The organism is Pseudomonas sp. B23(2017) (assembly GCF_002113725.1).
GTDB lineage: Bacteria > Pseudomonadota > Gammaproteobacteria > Pseudomonadales > Pseudomonadaceae > Aquipseudomonas > Aquipseudomonas putida_Z.
The window spans coordinates 85,445-107,919 of sequence record NZ_NEJM01000014.1 but is presented as its reverse complement, the minus strand read 5'-3'; the positions used below and the strand labels follow the sequence as shown (position 1 = coordinate 107,919).

Annotated in this window: 24 protein-coding genes, 1 tRNA gene and 1 pseudogene; 5 read left to right on the top strand and 21 right to left on the bottom strand. The window is 62.6% G+C overall.

Features of this window, described 5'->3' with window-relative positions; all coding sequences use genetic code 11:
- Positions 1-183: 183 nt before the first annotated feature.
- Entirely contained in the window at positions 184-1,692 is a 1,509-nt protein-coding gene (locus tag CAG46_RS20940; protein ID WP_085618014.1) for a YdgA family protein, read from the bottom strand.
- A gap of 445 nt (positions 1,693-2,137) precedes the next feature.
- On the opposite strand from CAG46_RS20940, the gene CAG46_RS20935 reads away from it, so the two are divergent.
- The 4 genes and pseudogenes from CAG46_RS20935 to CAG46_RS20925 all read left to right on the top strand — a co-directional run bounded on the left by CAG46_RS20935 (position 2,138) and on the right by CAG46_RS20925 (position 6,727).
- Entirely contained in the window at positions 2,138-3,490 is a 1,353-nt protein-coding gene (locus CAG46_RS20935) for an APC family permease (RefSeq protein WP_075046057.1), read from the top strand.
- 66 nt (positions 3,491-3,556) lie between these two features.
- Positions 3,557-4,762: pseudogene (locus CAG46_RS29380) on the top strand (HAMP domain-containing protein); the annotation flags it as partial.
- Between the two features lie 102 nt (positions 4,763-4,864).
- Positions 4,865-5,620: a methyl-accepting chemotaxis protein gene (locus CAG46_RS29375; RefSeq protein ID WP_371858046.1), complete on the top strand. Its 756-nt coding sequence runs from the start codon at positions 4,865-4,867 to the stop codon at positions 5,618-5,620.
- Positions 5,621-5,767: 147 nt separating this feature from the next.
- A complete protein-coding gene (locus tag CAG46_RS20925; protein WP_085590678.1) occupies positions 5,768-6,727 on the top strand; it encodes a cation diffusion facilitator family transporter in 960 nt (319 codons plus the stop codon).
- 233 nt (positions 6,728-6,960) lie between these two features.
- Here CAG46_RS20925 and CAG46_RS20920 read toward each other — a convergent pair.
- The 18 genes from CAG46_RS20920 to CAG46_RS20835 all read right to left on the bottom strand — a co-directional run bounded on the left by CAG46_RS20920 (position 6,961) and on the right by CAG46_RS20835 (position 20,670).
- Positions 6,961-7,036: transfer RNA gene (locus CAG46_RS20920), tRNA-Lys, on the bottom strand.
- Positions 7,037-7,096: 60 nt separating this feature from the next.
- Positions 7,097-7,771, bottom strand: coding sequence for a 7-cyano-7-deazaguanine synthase QueC (gene queC / locus CAG46_RS20915; RefSeq protein ID WP_013973801.1), 675 nt, complete (start codon positions 7,769-7,771; stop codon positions 7,097-7,099).
- Between the two features lie 17 nt (positions 7,772-7,788).
- A complete protein-coding gene (queE, locus tag CAG46_RS20910; RefSeq protein ID WP_015271468.1) occupies positions 7,789-8,436 on the bottom strand; it encodes a 7-carboxy-7-deazaguanine synthase QueE in 648 nt (215 codons plus the stop codon).
- Between the two features lie 160 nt (positions 8,437-8,596).
- Positions 8,597-9,403: a tol-pal system protein YbgF gene (gene ybgF, locus CAG46_RS20905; protein WP_085618010.1), complete on the bottom strand. Its 807-nt coding sequence runs from the start codon at positions 9,401-9,403 to the stop codon at positions 8,597-8,599.
- A gap of 6 nt (positions 9,404-9,409) precedes the next feature.
- On the bottom strand, positions 9,410-9,910 hold the full coding sequence (pal, locus tag CAG46_RS20900; protein WP_003254755.1) for a peptidoglycan-associated lipoprotein Pal: 501 nt from the start codon (positions 9,908-9,910) through the stop codon (positions 9,410-9,412).
- Positions 9,911-9,963: 53 nt separating this feature from the next.
- Positions 9,964-11,235: a Tol-Pal system beta propeller repeat protein TolB gene (gene tolB, locus CAG46_RS20895; protein ID WP_038408273.1), complete on the bottom strand. Its 1,272-nt coding sequence runs from the start codon at positions 11,233-11,235 to the stop codon at positions 9,964-9,966.
- Positions 11,236-11,261: 26 nt separating this feature from the next.
- Entirely contained in the window at positions 11,262-12,359 is a 1,098-nt protein-coding gene (gene tolA / locus CAG46_RS20890) for a cell envelope integrity protein TolA (protein ID WP_085618009.1), read from the bottom strand.
- Positions 12,359-12,811 carry a protein TolR gene (gene tolR, locus CAG46_RS20885; protein ID WP_003254760.1) on the bottom strand — a complete coding sequence of 151 codons (453 nt, stop codon included), beginning with the start codon at positions 12,809-12,811 and terminating at the stop codon, positions 12,359-12,361. The genes tolA and tolR overlap by 1 nt, the downstream gene beginning before the upstream one ends.
- Positions 12,812-12,825: 14 nt before the next feature.
- Positions 12,826-13,521, bottom strand: a complete 696-nt coding sequence (gene tolQ, locus CAG46_RS20880) for a protein TolQ (protein WP_015271471.1) — start codon at positions 13,519-13,521, stop codon at positions 12,826-12,828.
- Positions 13,522-13,523: 2 nt separating this feature from the next.
- Positions 13,524-13,976, bottom strand: a complete 453-nt coding sequence (gene ybgC, locus CAG46_RS20875) for a tol-pal system-associated acyl-CoA thioesterase (protein WP_015271472.1) — start codon at positions 13,974-13,976, stop codon at positions 13,524-13,526.
- A gap of 125 nt (positions 13,977-14,101) precedes the next feature.
- Positions 14,102-15,148 carry a Holliday junction branch migration DNA helicase RuvB gene (ruvB, locus tag CAG46_RS20870; protein ID WP_085618006.1) on the bottom strand — a complete coding sequence of 349 codons (1,047 nt, stop codon included), beginning with the start codon at positions 15,146-15,148 and terminating at the stop codon, positions 14,102-14,104.
- Positions 15,145-15,762 (bottom strand): Holliday junction branch migration protein RuvA, encoded by a 618-nt coding sequence (ruvA, locus tag CAG46_RS20865; RefSeq protein WP_015271473.1) that lies wholly within the window; start codon positions 15,760-15,762, stop codon positions 15,145-15,147. Before ruvA ends, ruvB begins: the two co-directional genes overlap by 4 nt.
- 109 nt (positions 15,763-15,871) lie before the next feature.
- Entirely contained in the window at positions 15,872-16,396 is a 525-nt protein-coding gene (gene ruvC, locus CAG46_RS20860; RefSeq protein ID WP_004375291.1) for a crossover junction endodeoxyribonuclease RuvC, read from the bottom strand.
- Between the two features lie 185 nt (positions 16,397-16,581).
- Positions 16,582-17,328, bottom strand: a complete 747-nt coding sequence (locus tag CAG46_RS20855) for a YebC/PmpR family DNA-binding transcriptional regulator (protein WP_013973810.1) — start codon at positions 17,326-17,328, stop codon at positions 16,582-16,584.
- 114 nt (positions 17,329-17,442) lie between these two features.
- A complete protein-coding gene (aspS, locus tag CAG46_RS20850) occupies positions 17,443-19,218 on the bottom strand; it encodes an aspartate--tRNA ligase (protein ID WP_025340263.1) in 1,776 nt (591 codons plus the stop codon).
- Between the two features lie 95 nt (positions 19,219-19,313).
- Positions 19,314-19,535, bottom strand: coding sequence for an FmdB family zinc ribbon protein (locus CAG46_RS20845; protein WP_003254776.1), 222 nt, complete (start codon positions 19,533-19,535; stop codon positions 19,314-19,316).
- A gap of 92 nt (positions 19,536-19,627) precedes the next feature.
- Positions 19,628-19,957 carry a ribbon-helix-helix domain-containing protein gene (locus CAG46_RS20840; RefSeq protein WP_024087590.1) on the bottom strand — a complete coding sequence of 110 codons (330 nt, stop codon included), beginning with the start codon at positions 19,955-19,957 and terminating at the stop codon, positions 19,628-19,630.
- A 239-nt stretch (positions 19,958-20,196) separates the two neighbouring features.
- On the bottom strand, positions 20,197-20,670 hold the full coding sequence (locus tag CAG46_RS20835) for a Dps family protein (protein WP_025340264.1): 474 nt from the start codon (positions 20,668-20,670) through the stop codon (positions 20,197-20,199).
- 279 nt (positions 20,671-20,949) lie between these two features.
- Here CAG46_RS20835 and CAG46_RS29245 point away from each other — a divergent pair, with 279 nt between their 5' ends.
- A complete protein-coding gene (locus CAG46_RS29245) occupies positions 20,950-21,543 on the top strand; it encodes a cold shock domain-containing protein (protein WP_025340265.1) in 594 nt (197 codons plus the stop codon).
- Between the two features lie 63 nt (positions 21,544-21,606).
- Here CAG46_RS29245 and CAG46_RS20825 read toward each other — a convergent pair whose 3' ends face one another.
- Positions 21,607-21,813 carry a SlyX family protein gene (locus CAG46_RS20825; protein ID WP_025340266.1) on the bottom strand — a complete coding sequence of 69 codons (207 nt, stop codon included), beginning with the start codon at positions 21,811-21,813 and terminating at the stop codon, positions 21,607-21,609.
- A gap of 1 nt (position 21,814) precedes the next feature.
- A complete protein-coding gene (locus CAG46_RS20820; protein ID WP_085618004.1) occupies positions 21,815-22,234 on the bottom strand; it encodes an HIT domain-containing protein in 420 nt (139 codons plus the stop codon).
- Positions 22,235-22,475: the final 241 nt, after the last annotated feature.

Sequence of the window (22,475 nt, the reverse complement as noted above, 5' to 3'; positions counted from 1 at the left end):
GGATTATTATCGGAGGCCGAAGGCTACAGACAATCCAGCGATTTCTAAAGTGGTTTTTGTGTTGCCTGGGCTGGCCCTATCGCCGGCAAGCCAGCTCCCACAGGGATTGCACAAATGTTGCTGGCAATAATAATCCTGTGGGAGCCGGCTTGCCGGCGATAGGGCCGGTACAGGCTTCGCCGATCAGCCCTGCGGCGACAGGGCCGCCAGCTGCGCCGCCATGAGCATGGCGAACTCTTCCACGGTCATCTTCTTGCCGTTGAAGTCGACCATGCCGTCGGCATAGTGCAGGCTGCTCACCACATCATTGCCCTGCACGGTAGCCATGCCACTCTGCAGCGCCATCATGCCGACCATTTCCCCGGCCTGGCTCGATTGCATGGCAATGGCCTGGGCGTCGGTCTGGCCATCCAGCAGTGCCTGCAAGGTTGCCAGGTCACCGATCATCGGCTTGGACAACGACAGCTTGCTCTTCACCTCGGTGATCAGTTGCTTGCTCAACTGGTCAGGCGGCAGGTCGAAGCTCGCCGGGGCGGCGAAGCCCATCGACAGGTCAAAGCGGCTTTCGCCATTGGCGGTCCTGAACGACAGATTTTCCACCGCCACCCGGGGCTTGGCAGCCAGCAGTTTCTGCAGCTCGCCCTGGAACCTGGCCTTCTCCTCATCGTCCATCTGGATTTCCGGCACCGGCTGGCCAGCCGCAGCTGCGGCCTCGAATTCCGGCAGGTGCGCCTGGTACCACGTCGACAACGCCTGTAGCGCCGGCGCGTTGACCGACGTGATGCTCACCACCATCTGCGCGTTGCCCACCGCACGACCATCCCAGGTGATATCCCCTACCTTGTACTCCACGCGGCCACCCACGATATCCGGGCCGTCAAGGGTTTGCAGGGCATTCTGCTCCAGCCCCTTGACCACCAGCACCTGCTGTTTGGGCCCCAGGGTGACCTTGGTTTCGGCCAGCGCCAGGTCGACGTTGCCCACGTAGATGGCCTGGTGCGCGGTGGCCGCCAGCTGCCCGCCGACCTTCAGGCCATTGAGCTCGAAGGTGGCAGGCGGCTGGTCATCTCGTACCAGTTTCATCACGAACCGATCGGCCTGGCCGTGTAAGCTCGAGGCCTTGCCTTCCTGGTCACCACTGACTTGCAGTTGCATGCCCGAGAAATCGAGTCTGTTGCCATCCGCTTCGTCGAGCTTGACCGGTGCCAGCTGCACCTGGCTGACCACATTGCCGTCGTAGCCCAGGCTGGTCTGTGCGCTGACCGGCGCCTGCTCGCCCGCTGCGGCGAACCACGGCGCGGTGGCGTCGTCCTTCTGCAACGTGCTGTTGCTGACTGCCAGCACCGGCATCAGCTTCAGTGCCTTTACCCGCGACCAGGGGAACGGGCCGTGCTCGATCTGGTCGGTCACGCCAACGTCGAAATTCACCACTTCGCCTTCGCCCAGGTTGATATCGCGGGCCTTGAGCCGGTACTGGGCGGTACTGCTGAAGAAATGCTGCTCCAGCGACACGCGTTCGATGCTCATGCTGCCACCGGTGCTCACCAGGGCCTTCTTGAGTTCCGCGTTGCTGCGGACCAGGGCGTTGTCCAGCTCCGCAGGCAGCTGCTTGCCGGTGTACCAGGCGCCAGCGGTGGTTGCGACGGCGATGGCGATAGCCAGGCCGGAAAGGATGCCAACTGATTTCTTCATGAATAGAACCGATTGCTGTCCATATGGGCTTCGTAGGCGGCCAAGGGCCACACAGGACGCCAAGAGTACCACTGCAGCCCAGCCCTGGCGCTGGCCAGGCTCGAGAAATCCGGTTTTTGGGAAACGCCTGACAGACCTTCCAAGGGAAACCGGCATTCGTTAATTTTTGCGAACACCAGAATTGATCATAACCGCAAAAAAACGCGTAAAAACCGAACAAAACCCCACTTTAATCGATAAATATTTCAATCAAGCAACATCTTGTCATGTTTAACTTGACACTAAGCTACCCATCGTTTTTTATTTTCACCACTTTGCGCGCTCCCCCGCGCCCCCGCTGCTCCAACAATAAAGGTGAACAACATGGAGCCCACCCGCTCGCCCTTGCCGCATGCGCAGTACACCGTGCCCGCCGTTTACGCCCAGCCGCAGGAGCCATGCCAGCATGCAGCCTGACCACAGCGCTTCCGGCAACGGCCAACTCCGTAAAACCCTGCGCCTCTGGCACGTGATCATCATCGGCCTGGCCTACCTGACCCCGATGACCGTGTTCGACACCTTCGGTATCGTTTCCGGGATTACTGCCGGCCACGTACCCAGCGCCTACATCCTGGCACTGGCCGGGATCCTGTTCACCGCCGTGAGCTACGGCACCCTGGTAAGGCGCTTCCCGCAATCGGGCTCGGCCTACACCTACACCCAACGCGCGATCAACCCGCACGTCGGCTTCCTGGTCGGCTGGTCGTCGTTGCTGGACTACCTGCTGCTGCCTATGGTCAACGCCTTGCTGGCCAAGCTGTACCTTTCGGCCATGTTCCCGGAAGTACCGGAGTGGATGTGGGTGGCTGGCTTCGTCACCCTGATCAGCCTGATCAACATGCGCAGCGTGAACCTGGTGGCGCACTTCAACCTGCTGTTCGTGGCCGTGCAGGTGGCGATCATCGCCGTGTTCATCTACCTGTGCGTGCGCGGCCTGGACCAGGGTGAAGGGCTGGGTACCGCCTGGAGCCTGCTGCCGTTCGCCGACGACCAGACCCAGCTCAGCGCCCTGGCCGCCGGTGCGACCATCCTGTGCTTCTCGTTCCTCGGCTTCGACGCAGTCACCTGCCTCTCCGAAGAAACCCGCGACCCGGGCAAGACCATCCCTCGCGCGATCTTCCTCACCGCCCTGATTGGCGGCCTGGTGTTCATCACCGTGTCGTACTTCATCCAGGCCTACTTCCCGACCATGTCCCGCTTCCACGACCAGGAAGCGGCACTGCCGGAAATCGCCCTGTACGTCGGCGGCAAGCTGTTCCAATCGATCTTCATCGCCTGCACCGTGATCAACACCATCGCCTCGGGCCTGGCCTCGCAGACCAGCGTGTCGCGCCTGCTGTACGTGATGGGCCGCGACAACGTGATCCCGGCCAGCCTGTTCGCCCGCCTGCACTCACGCTACAAGACGCCGGTGCTGAACATCGCGGTGGTGGGCCTGATTTCGCTGTCGGCGATCTTCTTCGACCTGGTCACCGCCACCTCGATCATCAACTTCGGTGCGCTGGTTGCGTTCAGCTTCGTCAACCTGTCGGTGATCAACCACTGCTACCTGCGCGAAGGCAAGCGCCAGGGCCTGGCCAACCAGCTGACATACCTGGTGGCACCCACCATCGGCTTCTGCATCATCGTCTCGCTGTGGCTGGACCTGAACGCACACTCGCTGCTGTTCGGTGGCGTCTGGGCACTGCTCGGCCTGCTGTACCTGGCCTGGCTGACCAAAGCCTTCAGGGACTCCCCGCCCAACTACATCGCTGAATGACCCATGCTGCCGACAACGCCCGCGCCTGATCGCGGGCGTTGCATTTGATCGAAAAGGAAAGCCCTCATGCCGCTGCGTCGCCTCTCCATCCAGTGGAAGATCACCCTGCTCGCCGGCCTGTGCCTGCTGGCCATTGTCGCCCTGCTGGTAACCACGTCGCTGGCCCAGGCGCGGCGCAGCGCGGCATTGGTCAACCAGGCCAACACCGAAATGCTCGACAGCAGCGCACGCCTGCGCCTGCAGGCCCATGCCGAAACCCAGGCCCTGCGCATCCAGCGCTATTTCATGGACGCCTACCAGTACGGCAATGGCTTTGCCCGCCTGGTGCAGGTGCTCAAGGCCCGTGGCGGCAACGACCTGCGCGCCGAACTGACGCGCCAGGCCCGCGCCAGCCTGGCCGGCAACCCGGATGTGATCGGCCTTTACCTGGTGTTCCAGCCCAACGCCCTAGACCCGGACAGCCAGTACCTCGGCCAGGATGCAATGGGCAGCAATGAGAGCGGGCGCTTCTCGCTGTACTGGTCACAACCCCGCCCCGGCACCCTGGAGCTTGAAGCCATGCCGGAATCGATGCTCGGTGACGCCAGCATCGGCAGCAACGGTGTGGCGAAGAACCGCTGGCTGACCTGCCCGCAGGATACCGCCAGAACCTGCATGCTCGAGCCATACCTCGACGAAGTGAATGGCCGCCAGGTGCTGATGACCAGCATCGCCCTGCCGCTGCTGGAGCACGGCAAGGTGGTCGGCGTGGTCGGCCTGGACATCGGCCTGGCCAACCTGCAACAGCTGAGCCTTGACGGCCGCCGGGAGCTGTTCGATGGCCAGGGCCAGGTCAGTATCGCCAGCGCGGCCGGCCTGCTGGCCGGCAACAGCCGCGACGACAGCAAGCTCGGCGAGCCCATGGACAAGGCGGTAGCCGACGGCCTGCTGCGTGTTGCCCACCCGTTCACGCCAATCCCTGATGCCGCCCCTTGGCAGGTATTGCTGGAACTGCCGGAAAGCGTGCTGCAGGCGCCTGCCGTCGCCCTCAACCAGCGCCTGGATGCGCACAACCACAGCGCCAACCTCACCAGCCTGCTGGTTGGCCTGGGCGCTGCGGTAGTCGGCTTGCTGCTGGTGTGGCTGACCGCGCGCGGGGTGACCCGGCCAATCCTGGCCGTGGCCGCGCGCCTGGAAGACATCGCCAGCGGCGAAGGCGACCTTACCCGCCGCCTGGACTACGCCCGCCAGGACGAACTGGGCCAGCTTACCGGTTGGTTCAACCGCTTTCTCGACAAACTGCAGCCGGTCATAGCCCAGGTCAAAGGCTCACTGCAGGAAGCCCGCGGCACCGCCGACCAGTCCGCAGCCATCGCCAGCCAGACCAGCAACGGCATGCAGCAACAGCACCGCGAAATCGAACAGGTGGCCACCGCCGCCAATGAAATGAGCGCCACCGCTCTGGATGTCGCCCATAACGCTTCGCAGGCGGCCCAGGCCGCTCGCGCTGCCGACCAAGCCAGCCGCGAGGGCCTGCAACTGATCGACAGCACCCGCCAGGGCATCGACCGCCTGGCCGCCGGCATGAACACCGCCATGGGCGAGGCACGCGCACTGGAAGGCCGCAGCGGGCAGATCGGTTCGGTGCTCGAAGTGATCCGCACCATTGCCGAGCAGACCAACCTGCTGGCACTCAACGCCGCCATCGAAGCCGCCCGCGCAGGCGAAGCCGGGCGTGGTTTTGCCGTGGTGGCCGATGAAGTGCGTGGCCTGGCCCAGCGCACCCAGGTGTCGGTGGAGGAAATTCGCCAGGTCATCGAAGGCTTGCAGCAAGGCACCCAGGATGTGGTGGGTGCCATGCACGAAGGCCAGCGCCAGGCCCAGGACAGCGCCGCGCGGATGGAACAGGCGCTGCCGGCGCTACAACGTATTGGCGAGGCAGTGGCGGTGATCAGCGACATGAACCTGCAGATTGCCTCGGCGGCTGAAGAGCAGAGCGCCGTAGCCGAAGAGGTGAACCGCAATGTGGCCGGCATTCGCGATGTGACCGAATCGCTGGCAGGCCAGGCCGATGAGTCAGCGCGGATCAGCCAGGCCCTGAACCGGCTGGCCAACCAGCAGCAGGCGCTGATGGAGCAGTTCCGCGTCTAACCTGTCAGGGCCTCTTCGCGGGTGAACCCGCTCCCACAAGGTCCGGCGCTGCCTTCAACGTCAGAGCATAACCCTGTGGGAGCGGGTTTACCCGCGAAGAGGCCAGCACATACAACATAGCAGCAGGGCTATTTACCGAGCACAATCATGCAAACCCCAACCAGATCTTCCTTCTTCGACATCACCAGCGAACAGGGCCTGTTACGCACCTCGATCGCCGTCACCCTGTTCATCGCCATCATCGGCATCGCCTTCGGTTTGGCCTCCGGCTCGTTCTCCATCGTGTTCGACGGCGTCTATTCGCTGGTCGATGCCAGCATGAGCGGGCTGTCGCTGGTGGTGGTCAGGCTGATTACCGCGCACACCACCAGCGTGCAGATGTCACGCAAGTTGCGCGAGCGCTTCACCATGGGCTTCTGGCACCTGGAGCCGATGGTGCTGGCGCTCAACGGCATCCTGCTCAGCGGCGTGGCCATCTATGCACTGATCAACGCCGTCAGCAGCCTGCTGCAAGGCGGGCGCCACCTGGAGTTCGGCATCGCCATGGTCTACGCGGTACTGACCGTGATCGCCTGCGTGACCATCGCCATTGTCGAGGCCCGCGCCAACCGCAAGCTCGGCTCGGATTTCGTGCGCATGGACGTCAAGGGCTGGGTGATGTCGGCCAGCATCACCGCCGCGCTGCTGATCGCCTTCTGCTTTGGCTATGCGGTGCAGGGCACATCGCTGGAGTGGGTGTCGCCGTATATCGACCCGGCGGTGCTGGCGCTGGTCTGCCTGGTGATCGTGCCGTTGCCGATGTCGGTGGTGCGCCAGGCCCTTTCGGAAATTTTCCTGGTGACCCCTGGCGACCTCAAGCTGCACGTGGATGAAGTCGCCAAGGCCTTCGTCGCACGCCATGGGTTGCAGTCGTACCGCGCCTACGTGGCCAAGGTCGGGCGCTCGCGGGAGATCGAACTGTATTTCATCGTGCCGAAGGCCATGGCCGCGAAAACCATCGATGAATGGGATGCGTGGCGTAACGAGATCGGTGATGCCGTGGGTGGTGAAGGGCCGGACCGTTGGCTGACGGTGGTGTTTACCGGGGATCCAGAGTGGGCTGAGTAAGACATCTGGAGTCTGCGCAGCCCCTGTAGGAGCGGCCTTGCGTCGCGATCGGGCTGCGCAGCAGCCCCAGCAATTTGTGCATTTTTGCTGAAACCCTGGGACTGCTGCGCAGCCCGATCGCGACGCAAGGCCGCTCCTACAAGCGATCGCGCAAACCGAGCAATAAAACTCGGCCAACGGAAAACGAAAAAGCCCGCGACCGTTGCCGGTAGCGGGCTTTGACGTACTGCGTATGGTGGGTCGTGTAGGATTCGAACCTACGACCAATTGGTTAAAAGCCAACTGCTCTACCAACTGAGCTAACGACCCGTTGGATGGCGCGTATAATACTGATTTCTAACGGGAAATCAACACCCCATCAAACTTTTTTCAAAAATACCGCGTCGGATCTTCGACTCCGGCGGCCTTGAAGCCGTCGGCACGCAGGCGGCAACTGTCGCATTTGCCGCAGGCACGGCCGTCATCATCGGCCTGGTAGCAGGAAACGGTCAGGCTGTAGTCCACGCCGCGAGCCATACCGGCCTGCACGATCTGCGCCTTGCTCATGTTCTGCAGCGGCGCCTGGATGCGGAAGCCCTGCCCTTCGACGCCAGCCTTGGTCGCCAGGTTGGCCATGCGCTCGAAGGCTTCGACGAACTCGGGGCGGCAATCGGGGTAGCCGGAGTAATCCACGGCATTCACACCAATGAAGATGTCACGGGCTTCCAGCACCTCTGCCCAGCCCAGGGCCAGGGACAGGAACACGGTGTTGCGCGCCGGCACGTAGGTGACCGGGATGCCTTCACCCGGGGTTTCCGGTACATCGATGCTGCTGTCGGTCAAGGCCGAACCGCCGATGCCGTCCAGGTTCAGGCCAATTACCTTGTGCTCGACCACGCCCAGGTCGCGGGCAACGCGGGCGGCGGCGTTCAGTTCGGCGCGGTGGCGCTGGCCGTAGTCGAAACTCATGGTGTAGCAGCTGTAGCCTTCGGCCTTGGCCATGGCGACCACGGTGGCCGAGTCCAGGCCGCCGGACAACAGGATTACTGCGCGTTTGTCGGTCATGTGTGCTTGCTCCTCAATCAACGTCCGGGTTCGTCGTTCCACAGCAGCTTGTGCAGCTGCAGCTGGAAGCGTACGGGCAGGTTGTCGGCAACGATCCAGTCCGCCAGCTCGCTGGCGTTCACCTGGTGGTGGCTGGGCGAGAACAGCACTTCGCCGGCACGCTCGGCCAGGTTGTACTGGATCAGCTTGGAGACCGCCCAGTCGTAGTCCTCGCGGGAACAGATGACGAACTTGACCTGGTCGTTGCGGGTCAGCTGCTCGATGTTCTCGTAGCGGTTACGGTGCGACTCTTCGGAGCCAGGGGTCTTCAGGTCGACCACGCGGCTGACGCGGGTGTCGGTGCCGGCAATATCCAGCGCGCCGCTGGTTTCCAGCGACACCTCGTAACCGGCGTCACACAGGCGCTGCAACAGCGGCAAGGCGTTGGGCTGGGCCAATGGCTCGCCACCGGTGACGCAGACGTAGCGCGGCTTGAAGCCGGCGACCTGCTCAAGGATCGAATCGAGGGTGCGTACGGTACCGCCACTGAAGGCATAGGCACTGTCACAGTACTGGCAGCGCAGGGGGCAACCGGTGAGGCGCACGAATACCGTGGGCAACCCAGCCGTTCGCGTTTCACCCTGCAAGGAGTAAAAAACTTCGGTGATGCGTAATGTGTCTTGCATGCTCGCCACGGGCGTGACAGCTAAACAGGCTGCCCGCCTCCGTCAGGCACTGTCGCGGACTCGACATAGCGTTATCCGCAGCAGCGTGTTTACGAAAAAAGGGCAGTGATTCTAACGAAAAAACCCGCGACAAGCGCGGGTTTCTTTCAAGCGGTACTGCTTAGAGCTTCTGCAGGTCACGCTGGGCCAGTTGCGCGGCCGAGGTGCCGGGGTACTGGGTGATGACCTGCTGCAGGATACCCTTGACCTTGTCGGTGTGGCCCATGCGGCGCTCGACATCAGCCAGCTTGTACAGCGAATCCGGCACCTTGCTGTGCTTCGGATACTTCTGGCTGACCTGGGCGAAGGCCTGGCTGGCAGCCGGCAGGTCGCCCTTGGCCAGGTTCACTTCACCCAGCCAGTACTGGGCATTGCCGGCGTACTGGCTGTTGGGGTACTTGCGCAGGAAGGCGTTGAACGCCTGGCTGGCCTTGTCGAAGTCTTTCTGCTTGATCAGGTCGAAAGCGGCATCGTAGTAGAGCTTTTCTTTCGCCGGATCACCGGGCTCGCTACTGGCGGCCGGTTGTTGCGCAGCAGCACCTGCTGCTGCATCGGGGGCGGCATTGGATGCACCACCACCGGAGGAATTGTCAGGGGTCGCGGCAGGCGCGGCGCCACTGTTGATGCGACGGTCCAGGTCCTGGTAACGCTCCAGGTTTTCCTGCTTCATGCGCGACACATCGTTCTGCAGCTCTTCGATGATGCCTTGCTGGCGGGAAAGCTGATCCTGCATCTGTTGCAGCTGCATGAACAGCTGGCCCTGTGCAGAGGCAGGGGCCGAAACCCCTGACCCGGCATAGGCGCCGCTCGTGCCATAACCCGCAGGCGGATAGCTGCCTGCGTTGTCATCAACTACAGGGACCTCAGCCCAGGCCGCGAGCGGCAGGCTGAGTGCGAGGACGGTTACTACACGGCGGCACATACGCATAAGAACTTACTTACGCAGTTCTACGCGACGGTTCTGAGCCCAGGACTGCTCGTCGTTGCCAGTGGCAACCGGACGCTCTTCACCGTAGGAGACCAGTTCCAGCTGAGCAGGGGAAACGCCCTGCAGAACCAGGTAGCGCTGAACGGCCTTGGCACGACGCTCACCCAGAGCCATGTTGTACTCGCGGGTGCCGCGCTCGTCGGTGTTGCCTTCCAGGACAACGCGGTTGCCGTTGGCTTTCAGGTCCTTGGCGTGAACGTCCAGAGCGCGCATGGCTTCTGGCTTCAGGTCCGAGCTGTCGTATTCGAAGTAGAAGGTGGTGATTGCGCGCAGGGCAGCTTCTTCGCTCAGGGAGCCGTCAACAGCGCCAGTGTTGGCACCGTAGCCAGCGTTCGGATCTACAGCAGCGCCTTCGCCTGCGTTGTCACCGCCCTTCGAGGAGCAACCTACAGCTACGGCCATGGCCAGAGCCAGCGCAGCAAATTTACCAAACTTCAGCATTTCCATCGTGAAACTCCTAATGAAACCCCAGTGTGTTAAGCAAAAGTATTACGCCGCAATCAGTTCAGGTAAGGGGACCAGGACGGTTCTCTGACTTCGCCTTGAGCGGTAGGAAGTGGGAGCCTCACGCGGCCATTAAGCGACACGAGCATCAAGACTCCCCGGCCCTGCTGGCGGGTGGCGTAGATTAGCATGGTGCCGTTTGGCGCAACAGTGGGAGACTCATCAAGACTCGTTTCCGAGAGAATCTTTACACTTCCGCGTTGCAAATCCTGGGCCGCAACTTTGAAGTTGGTGAAGCCCTGCTGGCGATGGATCATCACCAGGGTCTTTTCGTCCGCCGACAGTTTCGGGTTGGCGTTGTAGTTACCCACGAAAGTTACACGCTCGGCACCACCGCCACCGACCGACTGCTTGTAGATCTGCGGCTTGCCGCCACGGTCGGAGGTGAAGTACAGGGTGTTGCCATCCTTGCCCCAGAACGGCTCGGTGTTGATGCCCGGGCCGGCGGTGACACGGCTGATCTGGCGCGAAGCCACGTTCATCACGTAGATGTCCGGGTTGCCGTCCTTCGACAGCACGAACGCCAGGCGCGTGCCATCCGGCGACCATGCTGGCGCACCGTTCAGGCCTTCGAAGTTGGTGACCTGCTCGCGGCGACCGGTATCGATGTGCTGGACGAAGATGCGCGGGCGCTTCTGCTCGAACGAAACATAGGCGATGCGCTTGCCATCCGGAGCAAAGCGTGGCGACAGGATCGGTTCACGCGATTGCAGCAGGGTAACCGCACGTGCACCGTCGTAGTCCGAACGCTGCAAGGTATAGCGGGTGTTGTTGGTGGAGAAGCGCTCGGCCGTCACGTACAGCATGCGGGTGGAGAACGCACCCTTGATGCCGGTGAGCTTCTCGAACGACTGGTCGGCAATGTAGTGCGCCATGTCACGCAGCTGGTCGACGCTGCCCGCCACGCTACCGGTCAGCACCTGCTGCTCGGTGGCGACGTTGAACAGCGCGTACTGCACCTGCAGGCGACCGCCCGACGGCACGATGCTGCCGACCATCACGTACTGCGCGCCCAGCGCTTTCCAGTCACGGAAGATCACTTCGCTGGCCTGCGACGGCTGGCTGATCATGTTCTGCCGCGGAATCGGCGAGTAGTAGCCGGAGTTGCGCAGGTCGTTGCCGATGATGTCGGCCATGTCTTCCGGCAGCACGCTGCCGCCCTGCAGACCGAACGGCACTACCGCGATGGGCGTGGCCCGGTCGCTGCCGCTGGTGACCAGGATGTTCTTTTCCTCTGCCACGGCCATGCCTGCCACGCAGCACAGCATGACCAGCAGTCCTCTCAGACGTTTAATCACAACGCTAGATCCTCAGGTGTAAATGTCATCTTGAACGAACGATATTGGTTGAAATCGCTCGGCTTCATACCCTGCATCTCGGTCAGACGACCGATGTTCTTCACTGCTGCCACCGCCGAGCTGTCGTACGGGCCGTCACCACTGGACCGGGCCACGCTGACGCTGGTGATGGTACCGTCCGGCAACATGTTGATCTGCAGGACCACCGTCATGCCCTTGCGCGCGGAAGGCGGACGTGCCCAGCCCTCGGCCGCGCGCATGCGGATCAGGTCGTCAAAGTCGCCGGCCACCTGGTCACCCTGCTCGTCGGCCAGCGCCTGCTGCCGTTCGGTGGTGTCGGACAACAGCTCGGCCAGGGCCTGGGCTTTCTTGTCTTCCGCCGCCTTGCGGGCCGCTTCCTGTGCCTTTTTCTTCTGGGCATCTGCAGCGGCCTTTTTCTTGGCCTCTTCAGCTGCCTTCTTCTTCGCTTCCTCGGCTACCGCTTTCTTCTTGGCGTCCTCGGCTGCTTTCTTCTTGGCCTCTTCGGCCGCCTTTTTCTTGGCGTCCTCGGCGGCTTGTTTCTTCGCCTCTTCAGCGGCCTCTTTCTTGGCCTCTTCTTCGGCTTTTTTCTTTTCTTCCTCGGCCTTCTTCTTGGCGATGTCGGCCTGCTGCTTCTCGGCAGCCTTCTTCGCCTCTTCGGCCTTCCTGGCTTCGGCGGCTTTCTTGGCCTCGGCGGCTTCGGCAGCTGCCTCGGCTTTCTTGGCTTCGGCGGCCTCGCGAGCCTCTTCGGCCTTTTGAGCGGCGTCGGCTTTCTTTTGTTCCGCGGCCTTCACGGCCTCCTGCTCGACCTTCTTCTGTTCCAGCTGCTCGACCTCGGTCTGGCGCGAAGCGGTTTTCTTCGCTTCCCCGGCAATCTTCTGATTGGTCTGGGTGGTCGCCTGGCTCTTGGACTTGAGCTGGTACAGGGTAGCCTGGACGATCGGCTTGGATGGCGGCAGCTCAGGCGTCATGGCAAAACTGACGAACAGCAGGGCGAACACCAGCACATGCAGGCCGATGGCCCAGATACTGGGCCAGAAGTAGCTTTCCGAGGCGGATGGCTCTCGCTGTTGCATCAGGGCGCCTCGGTAATCAGGCCAACGTTACCGACACCGGCCTTCTGCAACCCGCCCATGGCACCCATGACCGCGCCATAGTCGACAGCCTTGTCGCCACGAATGAACACCTGGGTCTGCTTGCCCTGGTCACGGCCGGCGGCAATGATCTTGGTCACCGCGTCGGTCATGGCAGGCAAGGTCATGGCCTTGTCCATCTGCTTGTCGGTATCGACTTCGCTGCCGAGGTTCCAGTAGTAGGTCTTGTCGGCCTTGATGGAGATGGTGAGGATCTGGACGTTGTTGTCCTGCGGCAAGGCTTCACTGGAAACCTTGGGCAGGTCTACCTTCACGCCCTGGTTGAGCATGGGCGCCGTCACCATGAAGATGACCAGCAGTACCAGCATCACGTCGATGTAGGGCACCACGTTCATCTCGGCGACGGGCTTGCGTTTGTGGCGAACTCGGGCCATGGGCTTCTACCTGATTACTCTTCGCTGGTGTGCACTTTGCGGTGCAGGATCGCCTGGAACTCGTCGGCGAAGGTGTAGTAACGGCCGATCAGCACTTCGCTGCGGGCCGAGAAGCGGTTGTAGGCGATGACCGCCGGGATTGCCGCGAACAGGCCGATGGCGGTGGCGATCAGTGCTTCGGCAATACCCGGGGCAACCGTGGCCAGGGTGGCCTGCTGGGCGCTGGCCAGGCCGCGGAAGGAGTTCATGATGCCCCATACGGTACCGAACAGGCCGATGTACGGGCTGGTCGAACCGACGGTGGCCAGGAACGGCAGGCTCTGCTCGAGTTTTTCTTCCTCGCGCGAGATGGCTACGCGCATGGCACGGGCAACACCCTCCATGACCGCGTCCGGGTCAACGCCCGGCTGCTGGCGCAGGCGCGAGAATTCCTTGAAGCCGGCACGGAAGACCTGCTCGACACCGGAATCCGGGTCTGGGTTGCTGCCTGCCTGGCGGTACAGCTTGGACAGGTCGATGCCCGACCAGAAGCGCTCCTCGAAGGCATCCAGCGCACGACGACCGGCGCGCAGCATGGTGCTGCGCTGGAAGATCATGACCCATGAGGTGACCGAGGCGGCCACCAGGGTCAGCATTACCAGCTGTACCAGCACACTGGCATTGCTGACCAGACTCCACATGGAGGTATGGTCGACGACGTTAGCTTCCACGCTTATTCTCCTGCATTCGATTGAGTACCCGAGCCGTCCGCCGCAAAGGCGTCACGCAGCTCCGGGGGTATGGCTCGGGGTTTGAAAGTGTCGGCGCGCACGGCGGCCACCAGGAACTGCCCTTCGCAGAGCAGCGTTTCATCCTTTTCCCGCCAGACCTGCTGCACGAAGCGCAGGCTGGCGCGATTGAGTTCAAGTACTTGCGCGGTGACCCGCAGCTCGTCGTCCAGCCGCGCCGGCGCGTGATAGCGCGCTTCGCTGGAGTGGACCACGAACAGCAGGTTGTCTTCGGCCAGCTGCGCCTGGGAAAAGCCCAGGTGCCGCAGCCGCTCGGTACGCGCGCGCTCCATGAATTTCAGGTAATTGACGTAATACACCACGCCACCGGCATCGGTATCTTCGTAATAGACGCGACAACGGTGTGCGAACGGTTCCAGGCCATTTTGCGCGCGCATACTCTAGTGCTTACTCCTCAGCTTGCCAATCCGCTGTGGCAACTGTTTTTTCTTCATTAATGTCTTATTGCCAGCGCACCCTCGGCATGCCAGCGGTAGGACCACGAAAAGCCGTTTTCGATCTGTCACTCATCGCCCGTTTCGGAAAAATCCCCACCCTCCCCCAGGCGCCCGGGCACGTTCAAGCCAAAGTGCAGGTAGGCATGCCGGGTGACCACGCGGCCGCGCGGCGTGCGCATGATGTAGCCTTGCTGAATCAGGTACGGCTCGAGCACGTCCTCGATGGTGTGGCGCTCTTCACTGATGGCCGCGGCCAGGTTGTCCACGCCAACCGGGCCACCGTCGAACTTCTCGATCATGGTCAGCAGCAGGCGGCGGTCGGAGTGGTCGAAACCGCGCTCGTCGACGTCCAGCAGGTTGAGCGCCATGTCGGCCACGGCCTTGGTGATCTGGCCCTTGCCGCGCACTTCGGCGTAGTCGCGCACGCGGCGCAGCAGGCGGTTGGCGATACGTGGCGTGCCGCGGGCGCGGCGGGCGATCTCGTAGGCACCCAGGTCTTCGATGGCCAGGCCGAGGATGCCGGCCGAACGGCTGACGATGGTGGCCAGGTCCTTGTCGCTGTAGAACTCCAGGCGCTGGACGATACCGAAACGGTCGCGCAGCGGGTTGGTGAGCATGCCGGCACGGGTGGTGGCACCGACCAGGGTGAACGGCGGCAGGTCGAGCTTGATCGAGCGGGCCGCAGGCCCTTCGCCGATCATGATGTCGAGCTGGAAGTCCTCCATCGCCGGGTACAGCACCTCTTCGACGACCGGTGACAACCGGTGGATCTCGTCGATGAACAGCACATCGTGCGGTTCGAGATTGGTCAGCATGGCCGCGAGGTCGCCCGGGCGCTCGAGGATGGGCCCCGAGGTACTCTTGACCGACACGCCCATTTCCTGGGCAATGATGTTGGCCAGGGTGGTCTTGCCCAGGCCGGGCGGGCCGAAGATCAGCGTATGGTCGAGCGACTCGCTGCGGCCACGGGCGGCCTGGATGAACAGCGCCATCTGCTCGCGCACCACCGGCTGGCCGATGTACTCGTCCAGCCGCAGCGGGCGGATCGCACGGTCCTGGACTTCTTCACGGTCGCGGCCACTGGCGGCGATCAGGCGGTCGGCTTCGATCACTTGGTAATCATCCCTTTCAGGCTGCGGCGGATCAGCTCCTCACTGCTCAGGCCGGCCTTGTCCTTGATCGCGGCGATCGCCTTGCTGGCTTCCTGCGGCTTGTAGCCCAGCGAAACCAGGGCGCTGACGGCATCGGCTTCGGCCGTGGATGCGCTGGCGACCGGCAGCGGCCCGTCGGAGACCAGGGTGAACATGGCCGGGGACGTTTCCCAAGCCTTGAAGCGGTCCTTGAGCTCGACCAGCAGGCGTTCGGCGGTTTTCTTGCCAACACCGGGCACGCGCACCAGGGCCGAGGTGTCCTGAGCCTGCACGCAGCGCACCAGCTCGTCCACTTCCAGCCCGGACATCAGCGCCAGGGCCAGCTTCGGCCCTACGCCATTCAGGCGGATGAGTTCGCGGAACAGTTCGCGCTCGCGCTTTTCGGCAAAACCGTAGAGCAGGTGAGCATCCTCGCGCACCACCAGGTGGGTGTGCACGGTTACGGGTTCGCCCACCTTGGGCAGACGGTACAGCGTGGTCATGGGAACTTCCAGTTCGTAACCTACGCCATTGACGTCGATAATCAGGTGCGGCGGCTGTTTTTCCGCCAGGGTTCCGCGCAAACGTCCAATCACGTTCCGATCCTTCCTCTCGGGGAGCCGGTCAAAGACCGCTCAACCCTATCAGCAAATGCAGCGGGTGAACGCATCACCCGAACAAAATGTGTATCAGCGCATGAAGCGCCTACAGACGCAAGCGCCCGCCGCGTCGCCGTGCCGTGGCCAGGCCATGCGGCACCAGGCTGGAACGGGTATGGGCGTGGCACAGGGCGATGGCCAGGGCGTCGGAGGCGTCGATCTGCGGCTTTTGCGTCAGTTTCAGCAGGTGCATGACCATCATCATCACCTGCTCCTTGTTGGCCCCACCGGTACCGGCTACCGCCTGCTTGACCTGGGTGGCGCTGTATTCGGCGATTTCCAGGCCGGCTTCGGCGGCGGCGACGATGGCCGCGCCACGGGCCTGGCCGAGCTTGAGCGCCGAGTCGGCGTTACGAGCCATGAACACCCGTTCGATGCCCATGGTTACCGGGCCGTGCTGGGCGATGATTTCACCCACGCCACGAAAAACGATCTGCAACCGCTCGTGCAGCTCGCCGCTGCCGGTGCGGATGCAGCCCGACGCCACGTACTCGCAACCACGGGCGGTCTGGCGTACCACGCCATAGCCGGTGATGCGCGAGCCGGGGTCGATACCAAGAATCAGAGTCATAGTGCCTGTCGAAAAATTGATGCATCTCTGCAAACTGTACCGGCCCTTTCGCGGGTAAACCCGCTCCCACAGGTACTGCACCGACTCTGAATGTGGTGCAGTACCTGTGGGAGCGGGTTTACCCGCGAAAGGGCCGGTACAGGCGCTGACAAACTTGAAGAACTGGCATGGATCGCCAGGACACCTTAGCCGAGGTTTTCCATGATCTCATCGGAAATCTGGGCATTGGAGTAGACGTTCTGCACGTCATCCAGGTCTTCGAGCATGTCGATCAGCTTGAGTACTTTCTCGGCACCGTCCTGGTCGAGTTCGGCGCTGGTGGTCGGCTGCATGACGATTTCCGCGTCAGCGGCCTTGAAGCCCGCCTCTTCCAGGGCATTGCGCACGGCGTAGAAGCTGTTGAACGAGGTGAACACGTCGAACGAGCCGTCGTCGTTGGCCACCACGTCATCGGCATCGGCTTCCATCGCCGCTTCCATCAGCGCGTCTTCTTCCACGCCCGGGGCAAAGCTGATCTGCCCCTTGCGCTCGAACAGGTAGGCCACCGAACCGTCGGTGCCCAGGTTGCCACCACACTTGGTGAAGGCATGACGCACGGCAGCGGCGGTACGGTTGCGGTTGTCGGTCATGGCCTCGACCATGATCGCCACGCCACCCGGGCCGTAACCTTCGTAGCTGAGCTCTTCGACGTTGTCGCTTTCGTTGGTGCCGGCACCACGGGCCACGGCACGATCGATGATGTCGCGGCTCATGTTGGCGCCCAGGGCCTTGTCCAGCGCCAAACGCAGGCGCGGGTTGGATGCCGGGTCAGCACCACCCTGCTTGGCAGCGACCGTCAGTTCGCGGATCCACTTGGTGAAGATCTTGCCTCTCTTGGCATCCTGGCGCTCTTTGCGGTGCTTGATGTTCGCCCACTTGGAATGACCAGCCATAACGACTCCGAATCCTTTGAATCACAAACAGCCCCGCCCCTGTACGGGGCGGGACGGGAAATTGCCTGCGCCGAAACGCAAAGGCGCATCCATGTGGATGCGCCCGGGGACTGCTTACTCGACCTTGGTCTGTTCGCGCAGTCGGATGTGCAGCTCGCGCAGGGCCTTGGCATCGACCATGCCAGGGGCCTGGGTCATGACGCACGCGGCGCTCTGAGTTTTCGGGAAGGCGATCACTTCACGGATCGACTGGGCGCCGGTCATCAGCATGACCAGGCGGTCCAGGCCGAAGGCCAGGCCACCGTGAGGCGGTGCACCGAACTTCAGGGCGTCGAGCAGGAAGCCGAACTTCTCTTCCTGTTCTGCCGCCTCGATGCCCAGCAGGCGGAACACGGCCTGCTGCATCTCTTTACGGTGGATACGGATCGAACCACCACCCAGCTCGGTACCGTTCAGGACCATGTCGTAGGCACGGGACAGGGCCACGGCCGGGTTGGCCTCGAGCTCTTCCGGGGTGCACTTCGGCGCGGTGAACGGGTGGTGCAGCGCGGTGAAGCTGCCGTCTTCGTTCTCTTCGAACATCGGGAAGTCGACCACCCACATCGGTGCCCACTCGCAGGTCAGCAGCTCGAAGTCGTGGCCCAGGCGGATACGCAGCGCGCCCAGGGCTTCGCTGACCACCTTGAACTTGTCGGCACCGAAGAACACGATATCGCCGTCAACGGCGCCAACGCGGTCGAGGATGGTGTTGAGGTTGGCCTCGGGGATGTTCTTGACGATCGGCGACTGCAGGCCTTCGACGCCCTTGGCGCGCTCGTTGACCTTGATGTAGGCCAGGCCCTTGGCACCGTAGATGCCGACGAACTTGGTGTACTCGTCGATCTTGCTGCGCGGCATGCTGGCGCCGCCTGGCAGGCGCAGGGCGGTAACGCGGCACTTCGGATCGTTGGCCGGGCCGGCGAACACCTTGAAGTCGACATCCTTGAGCTGGTCGGCAACGTCGACCAGTTCCAGCGGAATACGCAGGTCCGGCTTGTCGGAGCCGTAGCGGCGCATGGCCTCTTCGAAGGTCATGTGCGGGAATTCGCCGAATTCCAGGTCCAGCACTTCCTTGAACAGCTTGCGGATCATGCTTTCGGTCAGGCCCATGATCTCGCTTTCATCGAGGAAGCTGGTCTCGATGTCGATCTGGGTGAATTCCGGCTGGCGGTCGGCACGCAGGTCTTCGTCACGGAAGCACTTGGCGATCTGGTAGTAGCGGTCGAAGCCGGCGACCATCAACAGCTGCTTGAACAACTGCGGCGACTGCGGCAGGGCGAAGAAGCTACCGGCGTGGGTACGGCTAGGCACCAGGTAGTCACGGGCGCCTTCCGGGGTGGCACGGGTCAGGATCGGCGTCTCGACGTCGAGGAAGCCGTTCTCGTCGAGGAAGCGACGGATGCTGCTGGTGATGCGCGAACGCAGGCGCAGCTTGTCGGCCATTTCCGGGCGACGCAGGTCGATGAAGCGGTAGCGCAGGCGGGTTTCCTCGCCGACGTCGGAGTATTCGTTCAGCGGGAACGGCGGGGTTTCCGCTTCGTTGAGCACGTTCAGCTGGTAGCCGAGGATCTCGATGGCGCCGGAAGCCATGTTGGCATTCACCGCACCTTCAGGGCGCTTGCGGACCTTGCCGGTGATCTGCACGACGTATTCGCTGCGCACGCGGTCGGCAGCGGCGAAGGTTTCGGCGCGATCCGGGTCGAACACGACCTGGGCCATGCCTTCGCGGTCACGGATGTCGAGGAAGATCACCCCGCCGTGGTCGCGGCGACGATGGACCCAGCCGCAAAGGGTGACTTCCTGGCCGTCCAGGCTCTCGTTCAGTTGGCCGCAATAATGGCTGCGCATCATGATGGTGGTTTCGCTTCTCGTGATTCGTGTATTCGGTGGAGGCCTTGGCCGCCCGCAGAGGGCTAATACTGCAAGACCCGGTCACAGCATTCAACTCAGTCGGCCTTGTCGCCGCCTGCCAGATTCTTTTTCGCCCCGGTCTTGAAGTCGGTTTCGTACCAACCGTTACCGCTCAGGCGGAAGCCTGGCACCGACAGCAGCTTTTTCAGCGCTGGCGCCTGGCAGGCCGGGCAATCGGTCAGCGGCGCGGCGCTGATCTTCTGCAGCACTTCCATGCGGTGCTCGCAGGATGCACATTGATAGTCATAAAGGGGCATGGGTGTCTCTCGTCAACCACAACGCTGGCTGCCGGGGCAGCAAAAAGCGGGATTATATATGGTTAGCAAGCACTGCGCAGCCCGCCAGGCGATCAGCGCACACTTGGCGGGTCCAGCAGCCAGGCGACGCAGATCACCCTGATCAGCCCGCTGAAGTTGCGCACCCCACCCTGGCGCAGGTGTACCTCGCGGTCGACGTAGGACAGCACCGCGCTGACCGAGCAGCGGTTGGCCGCGGCGATGCGCTCCAGGATGCCCCAGTAGACGGCCTCCAGCCGCAGGCAGGTGGAAAAGCCGTTGAGCCGCACCGAGCGTGACACCGGCTGGGTCTGCAACATGTCGAAATCCGCCTTGAACGGGTCGATGCACTGTTTACCCGGCCAACGCCCCTGGCCAGCCACACGTTTGCTTGCTTGCATCATGCGCCACACTTCCTCGTCACAGGTACCAGGTGGCCTATGAAGCGCTGATGGGCGAGCTTAAAGCAGCGGCAAAATCTTCCCGCACAAAATTGCGCAGGACCTGTAGGAGCGGCCTTGTGTCGCGATGGGCTGCGAAGCAGCCCCAGGGTTTGAGTGCAATTGCACAAATTGCCGGGGCTGCTGCGCAGCCCATCGCGACACAAGGCCGCTCCTACAAGGGCCGGTACAACGCTGGGTATCTACTTGCCGTCGAGCAGCACCCGCAGCATCCAGGCGGTTTTCTCGTGCACCTGCATGCGCTGGGTCAGCAGGTCGGCGGTCGGCTCGTCACTGACCTTGTCCACCACCGGGAAGATGCTGCGCGCGGTACGCACCACGGCTTCCTGGCCCTGGACCAGCTGGCGGATCATCTCGTCGGCAGGCGGCACCCCTTCTTCCTCCTTGATCGAGGAGTGCCTCGCATAGAATGCATAAGCCCCCGGCGCCGGAAAGCCCAGGGCGCGAATGCGCTCGGCGATCGAGTCGACCGCCAGCGCCAGTTCGTTGTACTGCTCTTCGAACATCAGATGCAGCGTGCGGAACGACGGACCGGTGACGTTCCAGTGGAAGTTATGGGTTTTCAGATACAGCACGTAGGTATCCGACAACAGGCGGGACAGCCCATCGACGATGGACTTGCGATCTTCTTCACTGATACCGATATCGATTGCCATGAAGTTCCCCTTTCCATAAGGCTTGAGACCCAAGCAGGTGACGACCACTGTAGCAACACTTGGTACACGCCGCATGTGACATGGCGCAACACATCGCCCGTCGCGGCCTGCGGTTTGAGTAGCCTGCGGCTTTACTGTTAAATAGGCATGGTGCCACCCGTGCGGATTGTCATTGCCGGGTGCATAGGCTGGCCTGCCACGTGTTCGCGCTCTACACCTCATGCGCACCGTGCTGCCAGCTCTTCCTGTGATCGGCCTTATCAACTGTGAGCCAACCCCATGTTCAAGATCGTCCATCTGGTGACGGGCGTGGCAGCCTTGCTGCTATCGCTCATACCCAGCCTGAAAACCGATGCGACACCCTTCCTGCAACAACCCGACGCGGTCTACCTTGCCCTGCTCGGCCTGCTCAACCTGGTGCTGGCCCCGGTCGTGCCACTGTACTACCGCGGCGCGCGGCAGCAGTTGCAGCACCTGGCCTGTGCCCTGCTGGTGGTGGCCGTGGTGCTGCAGACCCTGACACTGCTGGCCCGCCCGGAAATGGGCAACCTGGCCGCACTGGTCTGCGCGGCGCTGGCCGTGGCCGTGCACCTGGCCGTGGGCTTTGCCCGCATCCCGCGCAAGGCACGCGCCAGCCAGCACGCGGCGCAGGATGCCGGCAATCGTGATACCGGTACCGTGAAGTGGTTCAACACGTCCAAAGGCTTCGGCTTCATCTCCCGCGACTCGGGCGATGATATCTTCGTGCACTTTCGCGCCATTCGCGGCGAAGGCCACCGCATCCTGGTGGAAGGCCAGCGCGTGGAGTTTTCCGTGATGCACCGCGACAAGGGCCTGCAGGCCGAGGATGTGGTTGCGGTAACCCGCCGCTGATCCAACTTGTCGAAACCATCCCCTGCAGGAGCGGGCATGCCCGCTCCTGCAGGGGTCCAGGTATCAATAATGAGGCGGTGGCGCCTCGTCCCCTTCGCTGCCGTACTGGCCAACCATCTCTTCGTAACGCTTGATCAGCTCGGCCATCTGCAACTGCAGCCGCTCGATCACCCGCCCCTGCTCGACCACCACGTCATTCAGTGCCTGGATGGTGTCATCCTGGAACGCCTGGCGTGTTTCCAGTTCGACCACTCGCGATTCAAGCGACATGTCAGGCCTCCTGGTAGCCGGCGAGCTGCAGCCCGCTCAGGCGCTGGCGAATGGCTTGCACCTGGTCGTCGGTGTAGGCCACCGCCGGGCACTTGCCCCACACCGGTGCCGGCCAGGCGGCGTCGTCGCGCTGGCGCACGATCACGTGCATGTGCAACTGGCTGACCACATTGCCCAGGGTAGCCACGTTCATCTTGTCGGCGCTGTAGCTGGCTTTCAGCGCTTCGGCCAGGCTGGTGGTTTCCTGCCACAACTGCTGCTGCTCCGCAGCATCGAGCTCGAACAGTTCGCTGATACCGGCGCGCTTGGGCACCAGGATGAACCATGGATAGTTGGCATCCTTGCTCAGCAGCAACTGGCACAGCGCAAACTCCCCCAGCACCAGCGAATCCTGCTGCAAACGCGAATCGAGGACGAACACGGCAAATCTCCTTCAGGCAGAACCAACCCGCGTCACGCGGAAAACAGGCCTGCAAGGATACCCTGCACGTTCCCGGTAACACAGCGCTACTTTTCGCACCAAAATGAGGCCGCCCGTACACCTCGCACCACACTTGCCACCCCAAAGGTGACGCTGCATGAACAAGTTGCGGTAACACATTGACTTTCATGACAGCTTTTCAAATTTTAATGATTCTTGACTGTGACACCCCGTCAGGCGG